Genomic DNA, 19415 nt, shown 5'->3' on the forward strand with positions numbered 1-19415 from the left:
GAGCGACATCCATACCCCCCGGACAGGCCGCGACGCCTTCCGGTTCGCGGGCCGTCGTCACGATGAAAGTCAAGGAAAATGCCCGCAGCAGGTCGCAGCCACGGGCACGGCCTGAATTCGCTCCAGCCGCGGTATAGTCATCGCATAAAACGGTTTACGAATACTTTAAAAGAGAATTATCTTCCCCAAATAACGTCAACATGTACTACAGAGTGAAAGAATAAGTATAATCACTTCTATTCGAGAGCCGCAAAAGCTCAAATTCGCATTACGTCAGGACGATCAAGTAGCCGGCACAGCATATATGCCCGCATAAGTTGCATACAACGCAACAACCTTAGCGAGCACGCTGCCCGTATTCGCGGATCATCTTTTTCACCTCCGCCATTGCAACCTGGAGTTTCTCCGCATCACGCGACCTCACCACAATGTTGGTGTCCGGCCCCGTTTCGGACCAGAACGGATAGGAGCCGATCGAGACGTCGGGATGCGCCTTCGCGACCTCCGCCAGCGGCCCGCCGATATCGCCCTCGCGCAGGCCGGCCTGAACCGTATCGGAGAGGATCTTCGTGCCGGTCGTGAGCGTCGGCGCGACGACGTCGAGCATCGCCTGCATGATCGCGGGCACGCCGGCCATCACATAGACGTTGCCGATATTGAAGCCCGGCGCCTTCGAGACCGAATTGGCGATCAGCTCCGCACCGGCCGGGATGCGCGTCATCCGCATCCGCGCCTCGTTCAGATCCTCGGCGGCGAAGCGCTCGCGCATCATCGCGACCGCCCGCGGATCGTAGTCGATCGAGACGCCGAAGGCCGCCGCCACCGCATCGGCGGTGATGTCGTCATGGGTCGGGCCGATGCCGCCGGTCGTGAAGACATAGGTGTAGCGGACGCGCAGCGCGTTCAGCGCCGCCACGATTTCGTCGGTGACGTCCGGCACCACCCTGACCTCGCGCAGCTCGATGCCGATATTGGTCAGGTACTCGGCGATATAGCCGATGTTTTTGTCCTTCGTCCGCCCGGACAGGATTTCGTCGCCGATGACGAGGATCGCCGCCGTCACGATGACGGGCGGCTGGCTGCTTTGGCTTGCGGACATGACGCGGCTCCTGACCTGAGGGTCAAGAGCTAGGGCGTCGCGAGGCTTTGCTCAAGCATCCCCGATTGCGCGCCTGCCATGCCGGCCCTGCGTGCTCAGGCCGGATCGCGCTCGAACAGCATGTTCATGCGGGTCTGCCGGACCAGCCGGTAGCCGCTGCGCTTCAGCAGCCCAGCCAGGTCGCTCTGCCAGCGCAGGCGCGAATCCTCGATGATGATGAAACCGGGCCAGAGCGAGGGCGGCGCATCGCGCAGGAAGGGCTCCAGGATCAGATCCTCCGCCCCTTCCACATCGAGCTTAATCGCATCGATGCGCTCGTAATGCTCGCTTTCGACGAGCGCGAGCAGCGTCGTCGCCGGCACCTTCACGGGGCTGGCCGTGGTCGAGTTGAGAATGCGTACGCTCGATTCGCCGCGATTGGCCGGGTCGATGAACAGTGTCAGCTCGCCGGGCTTGTCGGCCAGCGCGCAGGCCACCGCCTTCACCGTGCCGAACGGGTTCTGTGCGATGTTATAGGCGAGGCGGGCGAACACGTCCGGCTGCGGCTCGACCGCCAGGACGCGGGCGCTGCGCCCGGCGCGGGCGGCGACGAAGAGCGAATAGGCGCCGATATTCGCGCCCACATCGATGAAGGTGAAGCCGTCGCGCAGGCGCGAGGCCAGCATCTCCAGCTCGATCGGATCGAAATATTGCGGCGTGAACAGCACCCGCTTCTCGCAGATATTGCCGTTCGGATGGAGCCTCATCTTGGCGCCGAGCGCCTCGATGTCGACCGGCGCACCCTCGAGTGCGCGCAAGCCGATGCTGCGCAGCGCATAGGCGCTCTTCCGGCCGAAAAAATTATCCGGGGCAGCGCGTGTCCGGGAGATGATGCGCGCTACGAAGGGTTTCGGTGCGAAGGCGCCGAAGGGCTGCTCTTCCGCCGTGCTGGGTTCGATCATGGCCATTGCGGCAGCCTGATACACCGTGCGGCGGCGCAACACCAGCCATTCGGGAGCGCGGATGCCGCTTCCGGCTTGCCTCCGCCGGCAAACGCAATAGATATGGGATCAAGGAGTTCTCCGCGCGCAATGACATTCGAAGACACCATCGGCCGTTCGCGTTCGCGCGAGCCCGTCATCAAGATCCACGGCCCCGAGGCCTTCGCCGCCATGCACAAGGCCGGCCGGCTGACGGCGGCGGGGCTCGACATGCTCGGCGCCTACGTCAAGCCGGGCGTCACGACGCAGCGCCTCGACGACCTCGCTTTCCAGTTCGCCATGGACAACGGCGCCTATCCGGCGACCTTGTTCTATCGCGGCTACACCAAGTCGATCTGCACCTCGATCAACCATGTCGTCTGCCACGGCATCCCCGACGACAAGCCGCTGCGCGAGGGCGACGTCCTCAATATCGACTACACGCTGATCGTCGATGGCTGGCACGGAGATTCCAGCCGCATGTACGGCGTCGGCGAGATCTCGCGAAAGGCCGAAAGGCTGGTCGAGATCACCTATGAAAGCCTACTGCGCGGCATCAAGGCCGTACGTGCCGGCGCCACCACCGGCGATATCGGCTTCGCCATCCAGCGCTATGCCGAGGGCGAGCGCTGCTCGGTCGTCCGCGACTTCTGCGGCCACGGCATCGGCCAGCTCTTCCACGACGCGCCGAACATCCTGCACTATGGCAGCCCGGGCGAAGGCATCGAGCTCAAGCCCGGCATGGTCTTCACCATCGAGCCGATGATCAATCTCGGAAAGCCGGGCGTGAAGGTGCTGTCCGATGGCTGGACGGCGGTGACGCGCGACCGCTCGCTCTCCGCCCAGTTCGAGCATCAGATCGGCGTCACCGAAACGGGTTGCGAGATCTTCACGCTCTCGCCGGCCGGCCTCGACAATCCGCTCGCCCCGAAATGAGCGTCGGCATCGGCAAGGGATCACGCAAGGCGCCCGCGCCTGCTGCCTTTGCCGAAGCTGCCGCCTCGCCGCCGACCCCGCATTACCACGGCCATCGCGACCGCCTGCGCGCCCGTTTCCAGGAGGCCGGCGCCGATGCGCTGCCTGATTACGAATTGCTCGAGCTCTTGCTCTTCCGCTCGATCCCGCAGCGTGACGTCAAGCCGCTCGCCAAGGAGCTGGTCCAGCGCTTCGGCTCCTTCGCCGAGGTGCTCGCTGCACCGGCCTCCCGCCTCACCGAGATCAAGGGCGTGGGCGAAGGCGTGGCGCTCGATCTCAAGATCGTCGAAGCCGCGCTGAAGCGCATGGCCAAGGGCGCCGTCGCCAAGCGCACGGTCCTGTCCTCCTGGTCCTCCGTCCTCGACTATTGCCGCATGGCGATGGCCTTCGCCGAGCGCGAGCAGTTCCGCATCCTCTTCCTCGACAAGAAGAACGCGCTGATCGCCGACGAGGTGCAGCAGACCGGCACGGTCGATCATACGCCGGTCTATCCGCGCGAGGTGATGCGCCGCGCGCTGGAGCTCTCGGCCTCGGCCATCATCCTCGTCCATAACCACCCCTCGGGCGACCCGACTCCCTCCGGCGCCGACATGCGGATGACGCGCGAGCTGGTCGATATCGCCAAGCCGCTCGGCATCGCGATCCACGACCACATCATCGTCGGCCGCGATGGCCATGCGAGCTTCCGCAGCCTGGGGCTGATCGAGGGCTGAGCGCGGAGGCAGCTATGGCGCAATTATCGGTCAAGCGCGTCTACGATCCCCCCTCCCCGGAGGACGGCACCCGCATCCTGGTCGACCGGCTCTGGCCGCGCGGCGTGAGGAAGGAGCGGATCGATCTTTGGCTCAAGGACATCGCGCCGAGCGATGCCTTGCGGCACGAATTTCACGGTCATCCGGATCAGTGGGAAATCTTCCGCGCGGCCTATGCGGCCGAGCTTGGCAGCGCCTCGGCACAGGCCGCGCTTGCCATTCTGATGGAGAAGATCGCCGCCGGCCGGGTGACGCTGCTCTATGCCGCCAGGGACGAGGCCCGCAACAACGCCGAAGCGCTGCGCCTGTGGCTTGTTGGGCATCCTCCGGCGAGCGGCTGATCGCGGCTGCGTCTTCCGTAACGGCGGGTCTTAGACTATTCGCCGAGCCGGCCCGCCCGCGTCTGCCCAAGGAATAGGCATGCTTGCCCCTTTGGCCGGCTTGCCCCCCTCTTCCCGAACGCCTGCGAATGCGCATAGGCTGACGAAAATGGGGAAAACGGCCGCATGGTTGCGTTCGATGAAATGACCGGCTCGGGGCAGGAGTTGAGGCCAGCCTATGACGCGCTCGACCGCTGGCTGAAGGAGGCTCCGGCCGAAACGCTGGCGCTGAGGCGCTCGCAGGCGGAACTCTTCTTCCGGCGCATCGGCATCACCTTCGCGGTCTATGGCGACGAGGAATCGACCGAGCGCCTGATCCCCTTCGACATCATCCCGCGCGTCCTCACCAAGCCGGAATGGACGAAGCTGGAAGCCGGACTGCGCCAGCGCGTCACCGCGCTCAACATGTTCCTGGCCGATGTCTACGGGCCCAAGGAATGCCTGAAGGCCGGCATCATCCCGCCCGATCTGGTCTATCGCAACGCCTGCTACCAGCTCGAAATGGTCGACTTCAAGGTGCCGCACGGCGTCTATTGCCACATCGCCGGCATCGACGTGGTGCGGGTCGATGCAGACACATTCTATGTGCTCGAGGACAATGCCCGCACGCCGTCGGGCGTCTCCTACATGATGGAAAACCGGGAGGTGATGCTCAGGCTCTTCCCGGAGCTTTTCGCGATGCACCGCGTCGCCCCCGTCGACAACTACCCGGACCAGCTCCTGGCGACGCTGCGCTCGGTCGCGCCGCGCAGCGCGCCTTCGGACCCGACGATCTGCCTGCTGACGCCCGGCCAGTACAATTCGGCCTTCTACGAGCACTCCTTCCTCGCCGACAAGCTCGGCGTCGAGCTGGTCGAGGGCTCGGACCTGCTGGTCAAGGACGACGTGGTCTACATGCGCACCACGCAAGGGCCGAAGCGCGTCGACGTGATCTACCGGCGCATCGACGACGACTTCATCGACCCGCTCGTCTTCCGCGGCGATTCGGTGCTCGGCGTGCCCGGCATCATCGGCGCCTACAAGGCCGGTAACGTCACCCTGGCCAACGCCGTCGGTACCGGTGTCGCCGACGACAAGGCGGTCTACAGCTACATGCCTGAAATCGTGAAGTTCTTCACCGGCGAGGAGCCGATCCTGAAGAACGTCCCGACCTTCCGCTGCCGCGAGCCCGAGGCGAACGCCTATGTGCTCGACAATCTGGAGAAGCTCGTCGTCAAGGAGGTCAACGGCTCGGGTGGCTACGGCATGCTCGTCGGCCCGCACGCCAACAAGGCGCAGATCGAGACCTTCCGCCGCAAGCTGAAGGCGAGCCCGGAAGGCTTCATCGCCCAGCCGACGCTGGCGCTCTCGACCTGCCCCACCTTCGTCGCCTCGGGCGTGGCGCCGCGCCATGTCGACCTGCGGCCCTATGTGCTCTCCGGCGCCAACGGCATCTCCTGCGTGCCGGGCGGGCTGACCCGCGTCGCGCTGAAGGAAGGTTCGCTCGTCGTCAATTCCAGCCAGGGCGGCGGCACCAAGGACACCTGGGTGCTCGACGCATGACGCGCTCTCCCGATCGCCTCAACGCCCCCTTCCGGATGCTGCCTGCCTCGCCGCGGAAAGGCCCTCGCTGACCATGCTCTCGCGCACCGCAGACAGCCTCTACTGGGTTTCCCGCTATGTCGAGCGAGCCGAATGCCTCGCCCGCATCCTCGATGCGACGACCCGTCTCACCAACCTGCCCTCGACCTATGGCGGCGCCGGCACCGAGTGGCAGAGCGCGGTACTGACCGCCGGCTGCGAGGACACCTTCGCCCAGGCCTATAGCGAAGCGAACGAACGCAATGTCTGCGACTTCCTGACCTTCAACCCCGACAACCCCTCCTCGATCCGCAACTGCCTCGCCTTGGCGCGCTCGAACGCGCGGGCGGTGCGCACGGCGCTGACCTCGGAGATGTGGGACGCGCTGAACGGCGCCTGGCTCGAGTTGCAACGCTTCGAGAAGAAGCGCATGGACCGCGAGGAATTCGCCCGCTTCCTCGACTGGGTGAAGAATGTCTCGCTGGTCTTCGACGGCTCGGCCTACCGCACCATGCTGCGCGACGACGGCTACTGGTTCTCGCGGCTCGGCGTCTATCTCGAGCGCGCCGACAACACCGCCCGCATCCTCGACGTGAAGTACCACGTCCTCCTGCCGGCCAACGAGCAGATCGGCGGCTCGCTCGACTATTTCCAGTGGACCACGGTGCTGCGCGAGGTCTCGGCGCTGACCGCCTATCACTGGGTCTATCGCGAGGCGGTAAAGCCGGTGCTCATCGCCGATCTGCTGATCCTGAACCGGCGCATGCCGCGCTCTCTCGCCGCCTGCTACGAGAACATCTCGCGCTTCCTCGACTCGCTCGGCGACGCCTATGGCCGGCAAGGCGCGGCCCAGCGCCAGGCGCGCCGGACTCTGGCGAACCTCAGCAACACGCGCATCGAGAACATCTTCCAGCACGGGCTGCACGAGTTCATCGAGGACTTCATCACGGAAAACAACGGCCTCGGTAATACGATCGTCGAGCAATACCTGCAGTGACCCGCTCGCCTCGCCGCGAACCGGCAGGTAGAACGACAGATATCCAGAGCATTTTCGAGCGAAGTGGTCACCGGTTCGCGTGAAGAAAATGCGATAGAACAACGAGATAGACCCTTTCCGCGCTTCAGGGAAACGCGGAAAGGGTCTAAACGCCCGGAACGGCCGAGACCCATGCGGATCAGGATCTCCCACACGATCAGCTACGAATATGCCGAGCCGGCCCGGCATATCGCCCAGATCCTGCGCCTGACCCCGCGCGACCATGACGGCCAGCACGTCATGTCGTGGCGGATCGAGCCCAGCATCGACGGGCGCCTGCGGGCCTCGCAGGATGCGCATGGCAATATCGTTCACACCTTCTACGCCGACGGCCCGATCTCCGCACTCGGGATCAAGGTCGACGGGCTGATCGAAACCGTCGATCTCGCCGGTGTCATCCGCGGCGGGCTGGAGCGGGTCCCTTGCGACGTCTATCGGCGCGACACCCTTCTGACCGCGCAGGACGATGCGCTGCGCGCCTTCACCGACGAAGCCACCGCCGGCGCCGGCACGCCGCTCTCGCAGATGCATGCGCTGATGGCCGCGGTCCATGAGCGCATGACCTGCCTCGACGCCAGCGGACACACCGGCGTTGGCGCACCGGCTGCCTTCGCGGCGGGCGAGGCGATCGCGCAGGATATCGCCCATGTCTTCATGGCCTGCGCGCGCCATCTCGGGCAGCCGGCACGCTACGTCTCCGGCTATGTCGCGCGATCGGACGATCTGCCCCTGGGCAGCGGCGCCCATGCCTGGGCCGAGGTCTATCTCGATGGCTATGGCTGGATCGGCTTCGACAGCGCCAATGGCCTGTGCCCCATCGACACACATGTGCGTGTCGCGGTAGGGCTGGATTTCGCCGACGCCGCCCCTGTCCGGGGCTCGCGCCAGGGCGGCGGAGGCGAGAACCTCAACGTTCTCGTCACGGCACAGGAAGCCGGCAGTCGGCAGGTCAATCAATAGCCGTAGCTGGCGGCCGAAACTTAAGCCGGCCACGTTGATTCGATTTGGTCGAATCAGGCCACAAGCAATTGACGGACTTAAGAGATCGAAGGACCGCGACCGTGACCTATTGCGCCGGAATCCTCGTGCAGGACGGGCTGGTGATGATCGCCGACACCCGCACCAATGCCGGGCTCGACGATATCTCGACCTTCCGCAAGCTCCACATCTTCTCCTGGCCGGGCGACCGCAGTTTCGGGCTGGCGACGGCCGGCAACCTCTCGATCACGCAATCGGTCATCAGCTTCCTGCACGAGGGACTGCCCCATCCCGAGACCGGCGAGATCGAGACGCTGCGGAACGCGACCACCATGTTCCGGGCGGCCCAGCTCGTCGGCCGCTGCATCCGCCATGTCCGGGAGATCGACGGGCCGGCGCTCGACGAGGCCGGCGTCAAGTTCGAGATGTCCATGCTGTTCGGCGGACAGATCAAGGGCCAGCCGATGCGGCTCTTCATGATCTACGGCGCCGGCAACTTCATCGAATGCGGCATCGACGCGCCCTTCCTGCAGATCGGCGAGCACAAATACGGCAAGCCGATCCTCGACCGCGCCGTCACCTACAAGACCCATCTCTACGATGCGCTGAAAGTCGGGCTCATCTCGATGGATTCGACCATGCGCTCCAATCTCGGCGTCGGCCTGCCGATCGATCTGCTGGTCATGCGCCGCGATGCCGAAGACCTCGAGCTCAACCGCCGCATCGAGGCCGGAGAACCCTATTTCCACGATCTGCGCGAGCGCTGGTCCGCCGCGCTGCGGGCCGCCCACATGGCGATTCCGCGCCCGCCCTACGGGCCCAGCTCCCCGTAAAGGCTCCGGCCCTTCGTGAAGCCGGCCTCATTTTCGCGGTAAATCCCGGCGCCAAGGCAACGGGATGTCAATACTTACGCGGTTAGCTCGCATCGAAGGATCGATGCCGGACGTGCAATGCTGCAACCTGCCACCGCGAAGATGACGAACGCGGGTTCATCCGCGCGCATGTTCGCGAGCACCGTCGCGACGCTGGGCTGCGCGTTCCTGCTCCTGCTGGCCGTCGGTGCGGCCGTGGTGATCGCGATCACGCGCGAGGCCAATCGGCTCGAAGCCCAACGCCAGCGCGAGCGCATCGAAGCCGCCTTCAACAATCAGATTCGCGCCAGCGAGCTCAGGCTGGAACGGCTGGCCATCGCAGGCGCCTTCCAGGAGACGCTGCGCGGACCGGAGCCCCACACCGGACTGCAGAACGCCTTCAGCCGCCTGGGCGGCCAGCTCGCCGATTTCGACGGAGCCTATATCGCATCGGCATCCGGAACCGTCCTCGCCGGCGTCGAAGCGGGCGAGCCTGCCGGCCAGGCCGGCTATGACGGCCTGCGACATTTCAGCGGCTTCATTCCCGGAGGAAACTCCCGGCCCGTGGCCGGCAGCCTATCCTCCGATCGCGGCTCGGCCTGGTCGACCATCGCCAGCAACGGCAGCGACACGATCCTGCTGATGGTGATCGACTTGTCGCGCATCGCGACGCCGGTTCACTCGCCGTCGCTGGGGCGGCTGTCCTTCGTCGCCTATCGGCGGTTGTCCGGTACCATGCTGGCCGAGCTGGCGGATGGCTACCGCGTCGCCGGCATGCGCCTCGTCGATCGGCAGCCCTCCGACGCGCTGTCGAGCCTGCCCATTCCCTCTCCGGACGCATCGGTCAGCACCTGGCTGACCTGGACACCGGACCGCCCCGGCGACGTCATGCTGGAGCGCTTCCTCTGGGCCCTGATCTCGGTTGGCGTGCTTTTCTCCGGCATCATCGTCTTCGTAGTCCAGCGCCTGCGCGCGGCAGCCGTGCAGATCACGCTACGCGAGCAGGAGATCCAGCGCCTGGCCGGCCAGGACGAATTGTCGCTGCTGCCCAACCGGCGCAGCTTCGACCTGACCTTCGACCAGGCACTCGCCCGGCTCGACCGCGGCGACTCGGCGCTTGCGGTGTTTCTCATCGATCTCGATCGCTTCAAGGCCGTCAACGACACTTATGGCCATACGGCCGGCGACGAGCTCATCCGCCAGGTCGCCAACCGGCTCCTCGGCACCGTGCGGGCGGGCGATACGGTGGCGCGCCTGGGCGGCGACGAATTCGGCGTCATCCAGGCGCATGCCTCCCCAACCGGCTCGGCGGCGCTGGGCGAGCGGATCCTGGCCGCCCTCACCGCCCCCTTCACCGTCATGGGCGTCGAGGTCACCATCGGCTGCTCGGTCGGCATCGCCCTGGCACCGCGCGACGGCGCGAAGCGCGAGACGCTGCTCAAGCTCGCCGACACCGCGCTCTACGAGGCGAAGAACAGCGGCCGCAACCGCTGGTCCTTCTTCGAGCCCCAGATGAACCGCGCGCTCCAGGTCAAGCGCATGGTCGAGGACGACCTGCGCAACGCCATCGAGCAGGACAAGCTGACCCTGCACTACCAGCCTCAGGTCTCGATCGACGGCTCCACCATCATCGGCGTCGAGGCGCTCGTGCGCTGGCCGCATCCGGAGCATGGCATGATCCCGCCTTCGGAGTTCATCGCCATCGCCGAGGAGCGCGGGCTCATCGTGCCGCTGAGCGAATGGGTGCTGCGGCGCGCCTGCCAGGAAGCCAGGCGCTGGAAGGGCGTCCGCCTCGCCGTCAACGTCTCGCCGATCCAGTTCCGCCACAAGGACTTCGTCGCCAACGTCATCCGCATCATCGGGGAGACGGATTTCGATCCCGGCCAGCTCGAGCTGGAACTGACCGAAGGTGTGCTGATCGAGGATGCCGACGCGGCCGAAACCGCGATGATGGACATCAGGGCCCATGGCGTCGGACTTGCTCTCGACGATTTCGGCACGGGCTATTCGAGCCTGATCTATCTGCGCCGCTTCGCCTTCGACAAGATCAAGATCGACCGCTCCTTCCTCGAATACATGGAAGAAACCGGCGAATCCGCGATCCTGGTCCATTCGATGGCGCATCTCGGCCGCGCGCTCGGCCTGCGCGTCTGCGCCGAGGGCGTGGAGACGGCCGAGCAGCACCGCTTCCTCCAGGCCATCGGCTGCCACGAACTGCAGGGCTTCCTCTTCTCGCGGGCGGTTCCCGCCGAGGAGATCGACCGCCTGCTCGCGGTGAACAACCCTTTTGCTGAAGTGCTCGCTGCCTGACCGGACACCCGATCAGAACAGCAGCTCCTGGATGCCGCTGAAGATCGCATAGGCGAAACCGGCACTGAGCGCGAGCCCGATCGCCCCGATGACCGCTCCCGCGATGATCAGCACGCCGTCGCGCTCGACCATCCCGAGCCCGACCAGGCAGACGGCGAGCCCGAGGGGGATCTGCCCGATGAACGGCGCCGCGACGATCAGCCCCAGCGCCAGGATCAGGATGACGAGCCCGAGGATCGGCACCGCATAGGGACCGCCGAGCATCGTCAGCCGCGGCCGCGAGAAACGCTCGAGCCAGATCAGGGGCGGCAGCGCCCGCTCGATGGCGCGGTTGAGGTCCGGCTTGCCGATGCTGCGCCTGAGCAGCGCCTGCGGCAGCCAGGGCGTCTTCCGGCCCGGTAGCATCTGCAGCGCGACGAAGGCCAGGACAAGCCCGCAGACCAGCGGAATCGGCGGCGGCATCGGCAGGCAATTGGGCAGGCCGAGCAGCACCACAAGCAGCGCATAGGCGCGATCCTGCAGCGCCGCGATGATGGTGCCGACCTCGACACGCTCCCCGGGCAGACCGGCCAGCGCCTTCAGAAGTCCGGATGTGCGTAAGGGAGATGACAAGAGAGCCAGGCCGTGCCGGATTGAGCAGCCCGCCTAGCACGGCGGGGCAACCCGCAACAAGCACGCGCGACGCAGGCGCTCAATGCAGTGTCAGCACACCGTTGACGCTGCGGATCTCCGCCGGCCGGATCAGTCGCGAATGCGCGACGGTGACGGAATGCACCGGCCCGTCGAGCTCGCGCCGCCAGAAATCCAGAAATTCATGCAGCACGGGAAAGCGCGGAGCGACGTCGTATTGCTGCCAGATGAAGGTCTGCAGCACGCTGAGATGATCGGGCATGCGATACAGGATCGTCGCCGTCGTCAGCCCATAGCCCTCGAGCTGCCTGATGAAGTCCTCTGAAACCATCTGCACCTCCCCTCCCAACGGGATTGAAAGCTTAGCCGGATGCGTCGAGGCTGCGCCCGGTTGGTTAACAAAAGCTTGCAAGCTTCCTCCCAAACTGCTGCAATTCTTAGGCTCGCCTGCGGCACAAAGGGGACGCTCGGCGGGCCGGGGGCGTGCGTGGCGTGGGGTAGCCGCAGAACCGGTCGGACCAGGCTGGCGATGGTCGTCGCGGCCCTACCCCTGTCCGTCTGTTCGGCCGCCCTTGCCGAGGACGATGAAGCGGATGAGGAGCGTTCCCGGCTTTCGACCGTGATCTTCGGCTCGATGGAGGCCGGCCCGACCAAGACCTTCCTGTCGGTCGGAATGAAGCGCGCCATCGGCGGCGGCCTGGCCCAGAGCGGCTTCCGCCTCTTCCTGAAGGCTGGCGGATCGCAGGAACAGACGCGGCGCCACCTACAAGGCCGAGACCCAGACGCTGCTCGGCTATGAATGGCGCATCGGCGACACGTTCGTCGCCCTTTATGCCGGCTCCGACGTCCAGAGCGAGAGACGCGACGAGCCACTCGGCCCGTCGCTGATCGAGACACGTTACGGCGCGCGATTGCAGGCCGATCTCTGGTCCACGCCGCTGCCGGGCATGATGTTCCAAGCTAGTGCCTATGCCTCGACGCTGGACCGGCGCCTCTGGGCGCGTGCCGCTCCCGGCTGGCAGATGCCGCTCGGCTTCTATGTCGGACCGGAGGTCGAAGCCTATCGCGAACGGGACTATCGCAAGCTGCGCCTTGGACTTCATCTGACGGGCCTGCGCCTGCTCGGCCTCGAATGGCGCCTCGCCGGCGGCTGGCAGCGCACCAGCGACCGGCCCTCGGAGGCTTACGCGACGCTCGGCCTGCACTGGCAGCGCTGACGAAAATGCGCGAACCCTCATCCTGAGGAGGCGCGAAGCGGCGTCTCGAAGGATGCTCCAGATGGCTCCGGAGCCTCGTGAAGCATTCTTCGAGACGCCAATCCCTTGGGAATGGCTCCTCAGATGGGTGCTCAGGGCACAAACGGCCGCTACAGGCGAGCCGTCAACCCTGCAACGCCCTGAGCGCTTCCGGCGTATCGACGTCGATGGCGATGGCCGGGTCCTCGAAGGGAACCTCGACGACGCGGCTACCGGCCTCGTCAAGCAGGCGGCGAGCCCCGCGATCCCCGGTCAGCAGCGAAACCGCAGGGAAGATCGGCCGCGCCAGCAGCACCGGGTTGCCGCGATGGCCGAACAGCGTCGGCACCACGGCCAGCGAATCCGGCTGCTGGAGATGGCTTTCGGCCAGGCGCTCGATGACCTGCGACGTCACATTGGGCATGTCGCCGAGCGAGATCACCGCCGCTTCGGCCTCGGACGGCAGCGCCGCCACCCCGGCGCGAACCGAGCCGGCTAGCCCCGAAGCATAATCGGGATTGTGCACGAAGCGGATCGGCAAGTCGGAAAGAGCGGCCTCCACCGCCTCCTTTTGATGGCCGGTGACGACCAGCACCGGATCGAGCCGGGCCTCGAGCTGCGCCTCGACGGCATAACGCACGATCGGCTTGCCGCGCAGCTCCTGCAGGAGCTTGTTGTCGGCGCCCATCCGGGTCGAGCGGCCGGCCGCCAGGACGATCCCGGCGATATGTCCGGGGCCGTGTTGCCCCGGCGCGCGCGGCTGCGGCCGCGAGACGATCTCCATCAGCAACCCGCCCACGCCCATGCGCTGGACATCGGCACGGCCGACGCGGATGCCCGCCAGATGGCGCTGCAGTACCCAGTCGAAGCTGTTCTCCTTGGGCGAGCGCGCGCAGCCCGGCGCGCCGATCACCGGCTTGCCCTCGATCTCGCCGAGCATCAGCAGATTGCCGGGATCGACCGGCATGCCGAGATGCTCGACCCGTCCGCCCGCCTCGATCAGCGCTTGCGGGATCACGTCGCGCCGGTCCGTGATCGCCGAGGCGCCGAAGACGACGATGATGTCGCTGTCGCCTTTCGCCAGCGCCCCGATGCTCTCCGCCAGCGGCGTCGTCTCATGCGGCACGCGCCTGTCGGCCGAAAGGACCGCGGCCGCCGGCGCCAGCCGGTCCATCATGACGCGCATCGTCTTGTCGACGACGCTGGGCTTGAGCCCCGGCAGGATCGTCGAGATCACGCCGACCTTCGAGGGGCGATAGGCCGCGACCGCGATGGCCCGCTCCGGGCCGAGCGCACTGAGCGCCTGCTCGACCCGCGTTTCCGAGACGGCATAGGGAATGATCTTGACGGTGGCGATGAGCTCGCCGGCGACGACCGCCTTGAGTGCCGGCAGCGTCGCCACCGTGATCGCCTCGTCGACGGTGTTGAAGGCGTCGATCGCCGCGACATCGACCGTGAGCACGCCCGCCGTCGTCGCGAACATGTTGACGCGCCCCGTGAAGGGGGCTTCCGCGACGATGCCCTTGCCGGTCAGGCGCGCGGCAAGCCGCGAGGCAGCCTCGTTCTCCGCGACATCCCCGGGCTCCAACCGCACGGCGACGATCTCGCCGATACCGGCTTCGGCGAGCCCGGCTGCGATCTCCGCGGTGACCAGCGCGCCCTTCTTCACCGTCGTCGCGCCGGCCCGAATCGTATGGGCGGCGATGCAGCCGACGGAATCGGCGATGGCGATGGGGCCGAACTTCATGATGCGTGCCCTTTCAGGCGGGCTTCCTGCGCGGGCCGCGCAGGCTGCTCACGATCTCCGCCAGGATAGCGAGCGCGATCTCGGCTGGCGAGACGGCGCCGATATCGAGCCCGATCGGGGCATGGATGCGCCGTGTCGCCTCCTCGCCGAACCCTGCCGCAGCGAGCCGCTCCAGCCGCTTGCCATGCGTCTTCCGGCTGCCCAGCGCCCCGATATAGAAGCAGTCCGAGCGCAGCGCCGCCGTGAGCGCGGGATCGTCGATCTTCGGATCATGCGTCAGCGCGACGAAGGCGGTGTAGCCGTCGAGCCCGACCTGCGGCAGCGCCTCTTCGGGCCATTCCGGCAGCAGCGCCACGCCCGGAAAGCGCTCCGGCGTGGCAAAGGCCGTGCGCGGGTCGATGATCACGAGATCGAGATCGAGCTCCTTCGCCATCGGCGCCATCGCCTGCGAGATATGGACGGCGCCCGTCACCACGATACGCGCATGCGGCGCCTGCACGGTCAGGAAATAGGAAGCGCCCTCGGCCTCGACCATGCCGCTCTTGCCGGTGCGCAACTGCTTCTCGACGAGTTCGGCCAGCGGATCGGCCGCGATCTCGCCCTGCCGCACCAGCCGCTGCGCGCCGCTCGCGAGTTCGGTCACCAGCACCGCCGCGCGCCGCGCCGCACGCTCTTCGTTGAGCGCGGAGAGGATTGCGAGATCCACCGTTCAGCCCCTGTCGGTCGCGAGCTTCAGGCCGAGCGCGATCATTAGCGAGCCGCCGATCCAGCGCCCGAAGGCGAACCCTGTCCTGGTCTTCTTCATCGCTCCCACGACGATAGAGGCGCCGAAGACGGTGACGAGATCGGCCGAGGAGAAGGCGAAGTTGACCACCATGCCGAGGATCAGGAACTGCGCCCAGACCGGCAGCGAGCCGGCCGGATCGACGAACTGCGGCAACAGCGCGATGAAGAACAGCGCGACCTTCGGGTTCAGGATCTCGACGATGAAGGAATCCAATAGCGCCCGTTTCACCGTCTTCGGCGGCGCGATGGGTTGATCGGGCGCACCCAAGCGCGAGCGGATCATGCCGATGCCGATCCAGACCAGATAGATCGCGCCGGCGATCTTCACCGCCATGTAGAGTTCCGGCACATGCTTGAACACGGCCGACAGGCCGAAGGCCGCGGCGAAGACGTGGACATAGCAGCCGAGATGGATGCCGAGCATCGCCATCAGGCCCGCCCTGCGGCCATGGCTGATCGTCTGGGCGGCGGTGTAGAGCAGCGCCGGCCCCGGAAAATAGGCGACGAGGATGGTCACCGTCGCGAAGGCGACAAGGGTCTCCCAGGAGGCCATCAGTGCGTATCCTTGCTGCGGACCGGCTCGACATAGACCTTGATGCGCCCGCCGCAGGAGAGCCCGACCTTCCAGGCCGTTTCGTCTGCGACGCCGAATTCCAGGACCCGCGGCTTGCCCTCGGCGATGACGTCGGCGGCCTCGGCCACCACCGCCCCCTCGACGCAGCCGCCCGAGACGGAGCCGAGGAAATTCCCCTCCCCGTCGATGACGAGATGCGAGCCCACCGGGCGCGGCGCCGAGCCCCAGGTCTCGACGACGGTCGCGATGGCGACTCCACGGCCGGCCGCCGCCCATTCCTCGGCAGCGCGCAGGATATCGGTCTCGGTGCTGATCATGATGCCAATCTCCTCAGCCCTCATCCTGAGGAGCCGCGAAAGCGACATCTCGAAGGATGTTCCAGAGCAGGCTGGAGCATCCTTCGAGACGCGATCTGCGATCGCTCCTCAGCATGCGGGCTAGCTCCGCTAAGATCATGCCTCAACCCGTCTTCTTCAACCAGAGCCGCGGATCGCTCTCCCGCTCTGCGTCCCGCGACAGCACGGCGCAGAGATCGGCCATCGCCGCGAGGTTGTGGATCGGCCGGAACGAGTCGACATGCGGCAGCATCGCCTTGATACCGCTGGCGCGCGCCGCGAAGGCATCGTAGCGCAAGAGCGGGTTGAGCCAGACCAGTTGCCGGCAGGAGCGGTGCAGCCGGTCCATCTCGAAGGCGAGGCTGTCGTCGAGATGGCGCTCCAGCCCGTCGGTGAAGAGCAGCACCACCGCCCCGCCCGACAGAACCCGACGCGACCAGACGCGGTTGAACGTGTGCAGCGCCGTCGCGATGCGCGTGCCGCCCTCCCAGTCGGGCGCCGCCTTGCCGGCCAGCGCCAGCGCCTCGTCGGGGTCGCGCGCCTTCAGCATGCGGGTGACATTGGTCAGTCGCGTGCCGAAGACGAAGGAATGCACGCGCCGGCGCTTCTCGGTCAGCGCATGCAGGAAATGCAGGAAGATGCGCGAATATTCCGCCATCGAGCCGGAGATATCGACCAGCGCGACGACCGGCGGATGCACCTGCCCCCGCTCGCGGAAGGCGAGGTCGATCGAGCCGCCCCCGCCGCGCAGCGAGCGGCGGAAGGTGCGGCGCGGATCGATGCGCAGGCCCCGCGCCGCCGCCCGGAAGCGACGCGTTTCAATGCTGTCATCCGGCAGATTGAGCTCGGCAATGAGCTGCTTGGCGCGCGCGATCTCCGCCGCGCTCATCTGGGCGAAGTCGCGCGACTTCAACATCTCGCGATCGGAGACGGTGAGTCGCGCCGTGAGCTCGGTGAGCTCCGCCGGCGGCTCGTCCTCGCGTGGCGGCGGGGTGAAGGCTTCCGCCACCCTGAGCGCCCCGGCTTCCGCCTTCTCCGGCTGGCGCTCGGCGCCGGGCGAGATCGGCGACATCTGCGCCATGATCTTCTCGATCAGGTTCCGTCGGCGCCAGAACAGCCGGAAGGCCTGGTCGTAGACCGCGCTGTCCTCATGCTTCTTCACGAAGATCGCATGCAGCGCCCAGTACATCTCCTCACGCCCGCCGAGCGCGCCCTCGGCCAGCGCCTCGACAGCCTCGGTGACGGCCCCCGGCCCGACCGGCAAGCCGGCCGCGCGCAAGGCACGGGCGAAATAGGCGACGTTCTCGGCGAGCTTCCCGCTCACGCCCCGACCGTCTCCGTCATGAACACCTTCTGGACGATCTGCCAGCGGCTCTCGATCTTCAGCAGGGACAGAAGGTCGGTGAAGTAGCGCGGCGGCATCTGGCACTTGACCTTGACCAGCGCCAGCGTCGGCCCAACGAGATCGATGGTCAGGATGTGGTCGTCGCGCTGAAGCCCGCTCGCCTGTGGCGAAGGCCGGTTGCGCACCAGTTCGAGCCATTGATCGCACGGCAGAATCTGGATCGTACCGTCCTCGCGGGCCGTGGTCAGCGCGCTGGTGGGATGGAAGACATGGGCGAGCTTCTCGGCGTTGCCCTCGTAGAGCCCGTCGAGATAGGTCCGCACCGTGGCTTCGACGGCCTTGATGTCCGCATTCATGACAGCCTCCCTCGCGCCTCGCCAATCGGTCTGCTGCCGCGGTCGATGGATCAGCGCCCCGCCTCGGCCTTCGCCTGATCCAGCAGCTCCTTCACCTTCGAACCCTGCATCGCCTGGATGTCGTCCTGATACTTCAGCAGCGCGCCCAGCGTATCGGAGACGATCGCGGGATCGAGCGCAACCGCGTCGAGCTCGACCAGCGCCGTCGCCCAGTCCAGCGTCTCGGCGACGCCCGGAGCCTTGAACAGCTCTTCCTTCCGGATCGCCTGCACGAAGCCGACGAGCTGCTTCGAGAGCTTGCCCGGAGCCTCCGGCACGCGCGCCTTCAGGATGGCGAGCTCGCGCACCGCATCGGGATAGCCGACCCAGTGATAGAGGCAGCGCCGCTTCAGCGCATCATGGATCTCGCGCGTGCGGTTGGAGGTCAGGATCACGATCGGCGGCTCGGCCGCCTTGACCGTGCCGAGCTCGGGGATCGTCACCTGCGCATCGGCCAGTACTTCCAGCAGGAAGGCCTCGAAGGCTTCGTCGGTGCGGTCGAGCTCGTCGATCAGCAGGATCGGCGGCCCGCCCTCCTGCGGCTCCAGCGCCTGCAGCAGCGGCCGCTTGACCAGATATTTCTCGGAGAAGATATCGCCTTCCAGCCGCTCGCGGTCTCCGGCAGCACCACCCGCCTCCGCCAGCCGGATCGCCATCATCTGCCCGGCATAGTTCCACTCATAGACGGCGGAGGCGAGGTCGAGCCCCTCATAGCACTGCAGCCGGATCAGCCGGCGCCCGAGCCCCGCCGCCAGCACCTTGGCGATCTCGGTCTTGCCGGTGCCGGCCTCGCCCTCCAGCAGCAGCGGCCGCTTCATCCTGAGCGCCAGGAACAGCACGGTCGCGAGCGCGCGGTCGGCGACATAACCCTGCCCCTGCAGAAGCGAGAGCGTGGCGTCGATGGAAGCCGGGATGCGGGAGGAATTCAGCATGCTCGTTCTCTAACGCGGCAGCGCCGGCGAAGGAAGGCGTGGCAGCGCACAGCCATGCTGCTGACATGGCGGGGTGGCAGGAATTGTAGCCTCCAGCCGCCGGCCTTCCGACCCGAAGACAACGGAGCACGGATCATGAGCACCGAACAGATCGCCAAGGATTTCACCGCCCTCCTCAAGGAAGGCAAGCACGACGAGGCCGCCAGCCGCTTCAACGCCGAGGATATCGTCAGCTATGAGAACATGCCGGGGCCGATGGCGGTCTGCCGCGGCAAGGAAGCGGTCAGGCAGAAGGGCGAATGGTGGGCCGCCCATCACGAGATGCACGACTTCAGCAGCGAAGGTCCCTATCTCAACGGCGACCAGTTCGCGGTCCGCTTCCATGTCGACGTCACCGTCAAGGAAACCGGCGAACGGCGGATCATGGACGAAGTCGGCCTCTACACGATCGGAGACGGCAAGATCGTCGAGGAACGCTTCTTTTATTGACGCGCCTCGCGTCAATCCCGGGCGAAGCAAAGCGCAGACCCGGGAAT

Annotated in this window: 22 protein-coding genes; 11 read left to right on the forward strand and 11 right to left on the reverse strand. The window is 66.5% G+C overall.

Annotated features, from left to right (window positions below; all coding sequences use genetic code 11):
• Positions 1 to 337: 337 nt before the first annotated feature.
• Positions 338 to 1099 carry a competence/damage-inducible protein A gene (locus tag GY40_RS02700; protein ID WP_038358487.1) on the reverse strand — a complete coding sequence of 254 codons (762 nt, stop codon included), beginning with the start codon at positions 1097 to 1099 and terminating at the stop codon, positions 338 to 340.
• 95 nt (positions 1100 to 1194) lie between these two features.
• A complete protein-coding gene (locus GY40_RS02705; protein WP_038359903.1) occupies positions 1195 to 2040 on the reverse strand; it encodes an FkbM family methyltransferase in 846 nt (281 codons plus the stop codon).
• Positions 2041 to 2169: 129 nt separating this feature from the next.
• Between GY40_RS02705 and map the strand changes: the two genes are divergently transcribed.
• The 8 genes from map (at position 2170) to GY40_RS26385 (ending at position 10900) form a co-directional block, all read left to right on the forward strand.
• The gene (gene map, locus GY40_RS02710; protein WP_038358488.1) at positions 2170 to 2994 is read left to right on the forward strand and encodes a type I methionyl aminopeptidase; all 825 of its coding nucleotides are present in this window, start codon (positions 2170 to 2172) and stop codon (positions 2992 to 2994) included.
• Entirely contained in the window at positions 2991 to 3746 is a 756-nt protein-coding gene (gene radC, locus GY40_RS02715; RefSeq protein ID WP_038358490.1) for a RadC family protein, read from the forward strand. Before map ends, radC begins: the two co-directional genes overlap by 4 nt.
• Before the next feature lie 14 nt (positions 3747 to 3760).
• Positions 3761 to 4126 carry a DUF488 domain-containing protein gene (locus GY40_RS02720; protein ID WP_038358491.1) on the forward strand — a complete coding sequence of 122 codons (366 nt, stop codon included), beginning with the start codon at positions 3761 to 3763 and terminating at the stop codon, positions 4124 to 4126.
• A 165-nt stretch (positions 4127 to 4291) separates the two neighbouring features.
• Entirely contained in the window at positions 4292 to 5707 is a 1416-nt protein-coding gene (locus tag GY40_RS02725; RefSeq protein ID WP_038358494.1) for a circularly permuted type 2 ATP-grasp protein, read from the forward strand.
• 73 nt (positions 5708 to 5780) lie between these two features.
• Positions 5781 to 6722, forward strand: a complete 942-nt coding sequence (locus GY40_RS02730) for an alpha-E domain-containing protein (RefSeq protein WP_038358495.1) — start codon at positions 5781 to 5783, stop codon at positions 6720 to 6722.
• Between the two features lie 171 nt (positions 6723 to 6893).
• The gene (locus tag GY40_RS02735; RefSeq protein ID WP_038358497.1) at positions 6894 to 7721 is read left to right on the forward strand and encodes a transglutaminase family protein; all 828 of its coding nucleotides are present in this window, start codon (positions 6894 to 6896) and stop codon (positions 7719 to 7721) included.
• Between the two features lie 101 nt (positions 7722 to 7822).
• Positions 7823 to 8572 (forward strand): proteasome-type protease, encoded by a 750-nt coding sequence (locus GY40_RS02740; RefSeq protein WP_038358498.1) that lies wholly within the window; start codon positions 7823 to 7825, stop codon positions 8570 to 8572.
• 168 nt (positions 8573 to 8740) lie between these two features.
• Positions 8741 to 10900 carry a putative bifunctional diguanylate cyclase/phosphodiesterase gene (locus GY40_RS26385; RefSeq protein WP_162720212.1) on the forward strand — a complete coding sequence of 720 codons (2160 nt, stop codon included), beginning with the start codon at positions 8741 to 8743 and terminating at the stop codon, positions 10898 to 10900.
• 12 nt (positions 10901 to 10912) lie between these two features.
• Here the strand turns inward: GY40_RS26385 and GY40_RS02750 are convergent, their stop codons facing one another.
• Positions 10913 to 11512, reverse strand: a complete 600-nt coding sequence (locus tag GY40_RS02750; RefSeq protein ID WP_051987454.1) for an exopolysaccharide biosynthesis protein — start codon at positions 11510 to 11512, stop codon at positions 10913 to 10915.
• A 79-nt stretch (positions 11513 to 11591) separates the two neighbouring features.
• On the reverse strand, positions 11592 to 11861 hold the full coding sequence (locus GY40_RS02755; protein ID WP_038358499.1) for an usg protein: 270 nt from the start codon (positions 11859 to 11861) through the stop codon (positions 11592 to 11594).
• A gap of 198 nt (positions 11862 to 12059) precedes the next feature.
• On the opposite strand from GY40_RS02755, the gene GY40_RS02760 reads away from it, so the two are divergent.
• Both GY40_RS02760 and bcsS read left to right on the forward strand, forming a co-directional pair.
• The gene (locus GY40_RS02760; RefSeq protein ID WP_038358500.1) at positions 12060 to 12329 is read left to right on the forward strand and encodes a hypothetical protein; all 270 of its coding nucleotides are present in this window, start codon (positions 12060 to 12062) and stop codon (positions 12327 to 12329) included.
• 7 nt (positions 12330 to 12336) lie between these two features.
• Positions 12337 to 12747: a cellulose biosynthesis protein BcsS gene (gene bcsS / locus GY40_RS26935; RefSeq protein WP_248311106.1), complete on the forward strand. Its 411-nt coding sequence runs from the start codon at positions 12337 to 12339 to the stop codon at positions 12745 to 12747.
• A gap of 163 nt (positions 12748 to 12910) precedes the next feature.
• Here the strand turns inward: bcsS and GY40_RS02770 are convergent, their stop codons facing one another.
• From GY40_RS02770 to GY40_RS02800, 7 genes are all read right to left on the reverse strand, one after another.
• Entirely contained in the window at positions 12911 to 14512 is a 1602-nt protein-coding gene (locus GY40_RS02770; RefSeq protein ID WP_038358502.1) for an NTP transferase domain-containing protein, read from the reverse strand.
• A gap of 13 nt (positions 14513 to 14525) precedes the next feature.
• On the reverse strand, positions 14526 to 15218 hold the full coding sequence (locus GY40_RS02775) for an XdhC family protein (protein WP_038358503.1): 693 nt from the start codon (positions 15216 to 15218) through the stop codon (positions 14526 to 14528).
• 3 nt (positions 15219 to 15221) lie between these two features.
• Positions 15222 to 15851, reverse strand: a complete 630-nt coding sequence (locus GY40_RS02780) for a LysE family translocator (RefSeq protein WP_038358506.1) — start codon at positions 15849 to 15851, stop codon at positions 15222 to 15224.
• Complete coding sequence (locus GY40_RS02785; protein ID WP_038359910.1) at positions 15851 to 16189, reverse strand: XdhC family protein; 339 nt, start codon at positions 16187 to 16189, stop codon at positions 15851 to 15853. Before GY40_RS02785 ends, GY40_RS02780 begins: the two co-directional genes overlap by 1 nt.
• A 142-nt stretch (positions 16190 to 16331) precedes the next feature.
• A complete protein-coding gene (locus tag GY40_RS02790; RefSeq protein ID WP_038358509.1) occupies positions 16332 to 17531 on the reverse strand; it encodes a vWA domain-containing protein in 1200 nt (399 codons plus the stop codon).
• Entirely contained in the window at positions 17528 to 17908 is a 381-nt protein-coding gene (locus GY40_RS02795; protein WP_038358512.1) for a nuclear transport factor 2 family protein, read from the reverse strand. The genes GY40_RS02790 and GY40_RS02795 overlap by 4 nt, the downstream gene beginning before the upstream one ends.
• 50 nt (positions 17909 to 17958) lie before the next feature.
• Positions 17959 to 18879 carry an AAA family ATPase gene (locus GY40_RS02800; protein ID WP_038358514.1) on the reverse strand — a complete coding sequence of 307 codons (921 nt, stop codon included), beginning with the start codon at positions 18877 to 18879 and terminating at the stop codon, positions 17959 to 17961.
• A gap of 135 nt (positions 18880 to 19014) precedes the next feature.
• Between GY40_RS02800 and GY40_RS02805 the strand changes: the two genes are divergently transcribed.
• Positions 19015 to 19368: a nuclear transport factor 2 family protein gene (locus GY40_RS02805; protein ID WP_038358516.1), complete on the forward strand. Its 354-nt coding sequence runs from the start codon at positions 19015 to 19017 to the stop codon at positions 19366 to 19368.
• Positions 19369 to 19415: the final 47 nt, after the last annotated feature.

Origin of the sequence: Allobosea sp. UNC402CLCol, from assembly GCF_000745475.1 — a bacterium.
In the GTDB taxonomy this organism is placed as follows: domain Bacteria; phylum Pseudomonadota; class Alphaproteobacteria; order Rhizobiales; family Beijerinckiaceae; genus Allobosea; species Allobosea spartocytisi.

Bases quoted from the DNA above. Each gene is read 5' to 3' on its own strand.
- GY40_RS02800 (WP_038358514.1), bottom strand. From the start codon at position 18,879: ATGCTGAATTCCTCCCGCATCCCGGCTTCCATCGACGCCACGCTCTCG.
- map (WP_038358488.1), top strand. From the start codon at position 2,170: ATGACATTCGAAGACACCATCGGCCGTTCGCGTTCGCGCGAGCCCGTC.
- GY40_RS02720 (WP_038358491.1), top strand. From the start codon at position 3,761: ATGGCGCAATTATCGGTCAAGCGCGTCTACGATCCCCCCTCCCCGGAG.
- radC (WP_038358490.1), top strand. From the start codon at position 2,991: ATGAGCGTCGGCATCGGCAAGGGATCACGCAAGGCGCCCGCGCCTGCT.
- GY40_RS26385 (WP_162720212.1), top strand. From the start codon at position 8,741: ATGTTCGCGAGCACCGTCGCGACGCTGGGCTGCGCGTTCCTGCTCCTG.
- GY40_RS02725 (WP_038358494.1), top strand. From the start codon at position 4,292: ATGGTTGCGTTCGATGAAATGACCGGCTCGGGGCAGGAGTTGAGGCCA.
- GY40_RS02805 (WP_038358516.1), top strand. From the start codon at position 19,015: ATGAGCACCGAACAGATCGCCAAGGATTTCACCGCCCTCCTCAAGGAA.
- GY40_RS02780 (WP_038358506.1), bottom strand. From the start codon at position 15,851: ATGGCCTCCTGGGAGACCCTTGTCGCCTTCGCGACGGTGACCATCCTC.
- GY40_RS02795 (WP_038358512.1), bottom strand. From the start codon at position 17,908: ATGAATGCGGACATCAAGGCCGTCGAAGCCACGGTGCGGACCTATCTC.
- GY40_RS02760 (WP_038358500.1), top strand. From the start codon at position 12,060: ATGGTCGTCGCGGCCCTACCCCTGTCCGTCTGTTCGGCCGCCCTTGCC.
- GY40_RS02700 (WP_038358487.1), bottom strand. From the start codon at position 1,099: ATGTCCGCAAGCCAAAGCAGCCAGCCGCCCGTCATCGTGACGGCGGCG.
- GY40_RS02785 (WP_038359910.1), bottom strand. From the start codon at position 16,189: ATGATCAGCACCGAGACCGATATCCTGCGCGCTGCCGAGGAATGGGCG.
- GY40_RS02755 (WP_038358499.1), bottom strand. From the start codon at position 11,861: ATGGTTTCAGAGGACTTCATCAGGCAGCTCGAGGGCTATGGGCTGACG.
- GY40_RS02770 (WP_038358502.1), bottom strand. From the start codon at position 14,512: ATGAAGTTCGGCCCCATCGCCATCGCCGATTCCGTCGGCTGCATCGCC.
- GY40_RS02735 (WP_038358497.1), top strand. From the start codon at position 6,894: ATGCGGATCAGGATCTCCCACACGATCAGCTACGAATATGCCGAGCCG.
- GY40_RS02705 (WP_038359903.1), bottom strand. From the start codon at position 2,040: ATGATCGAACCCAGCACGGCGGAAGAGCAGCCCTTCGGCGCCTTCGCA.
- GY40_RS02730 (WP_038358495.1), top strand. From the start codon at position 5,781: ATGCTCTCGCGCACCGCAGACAGCCTCTACTGGGTTTCCCGCTATGTC.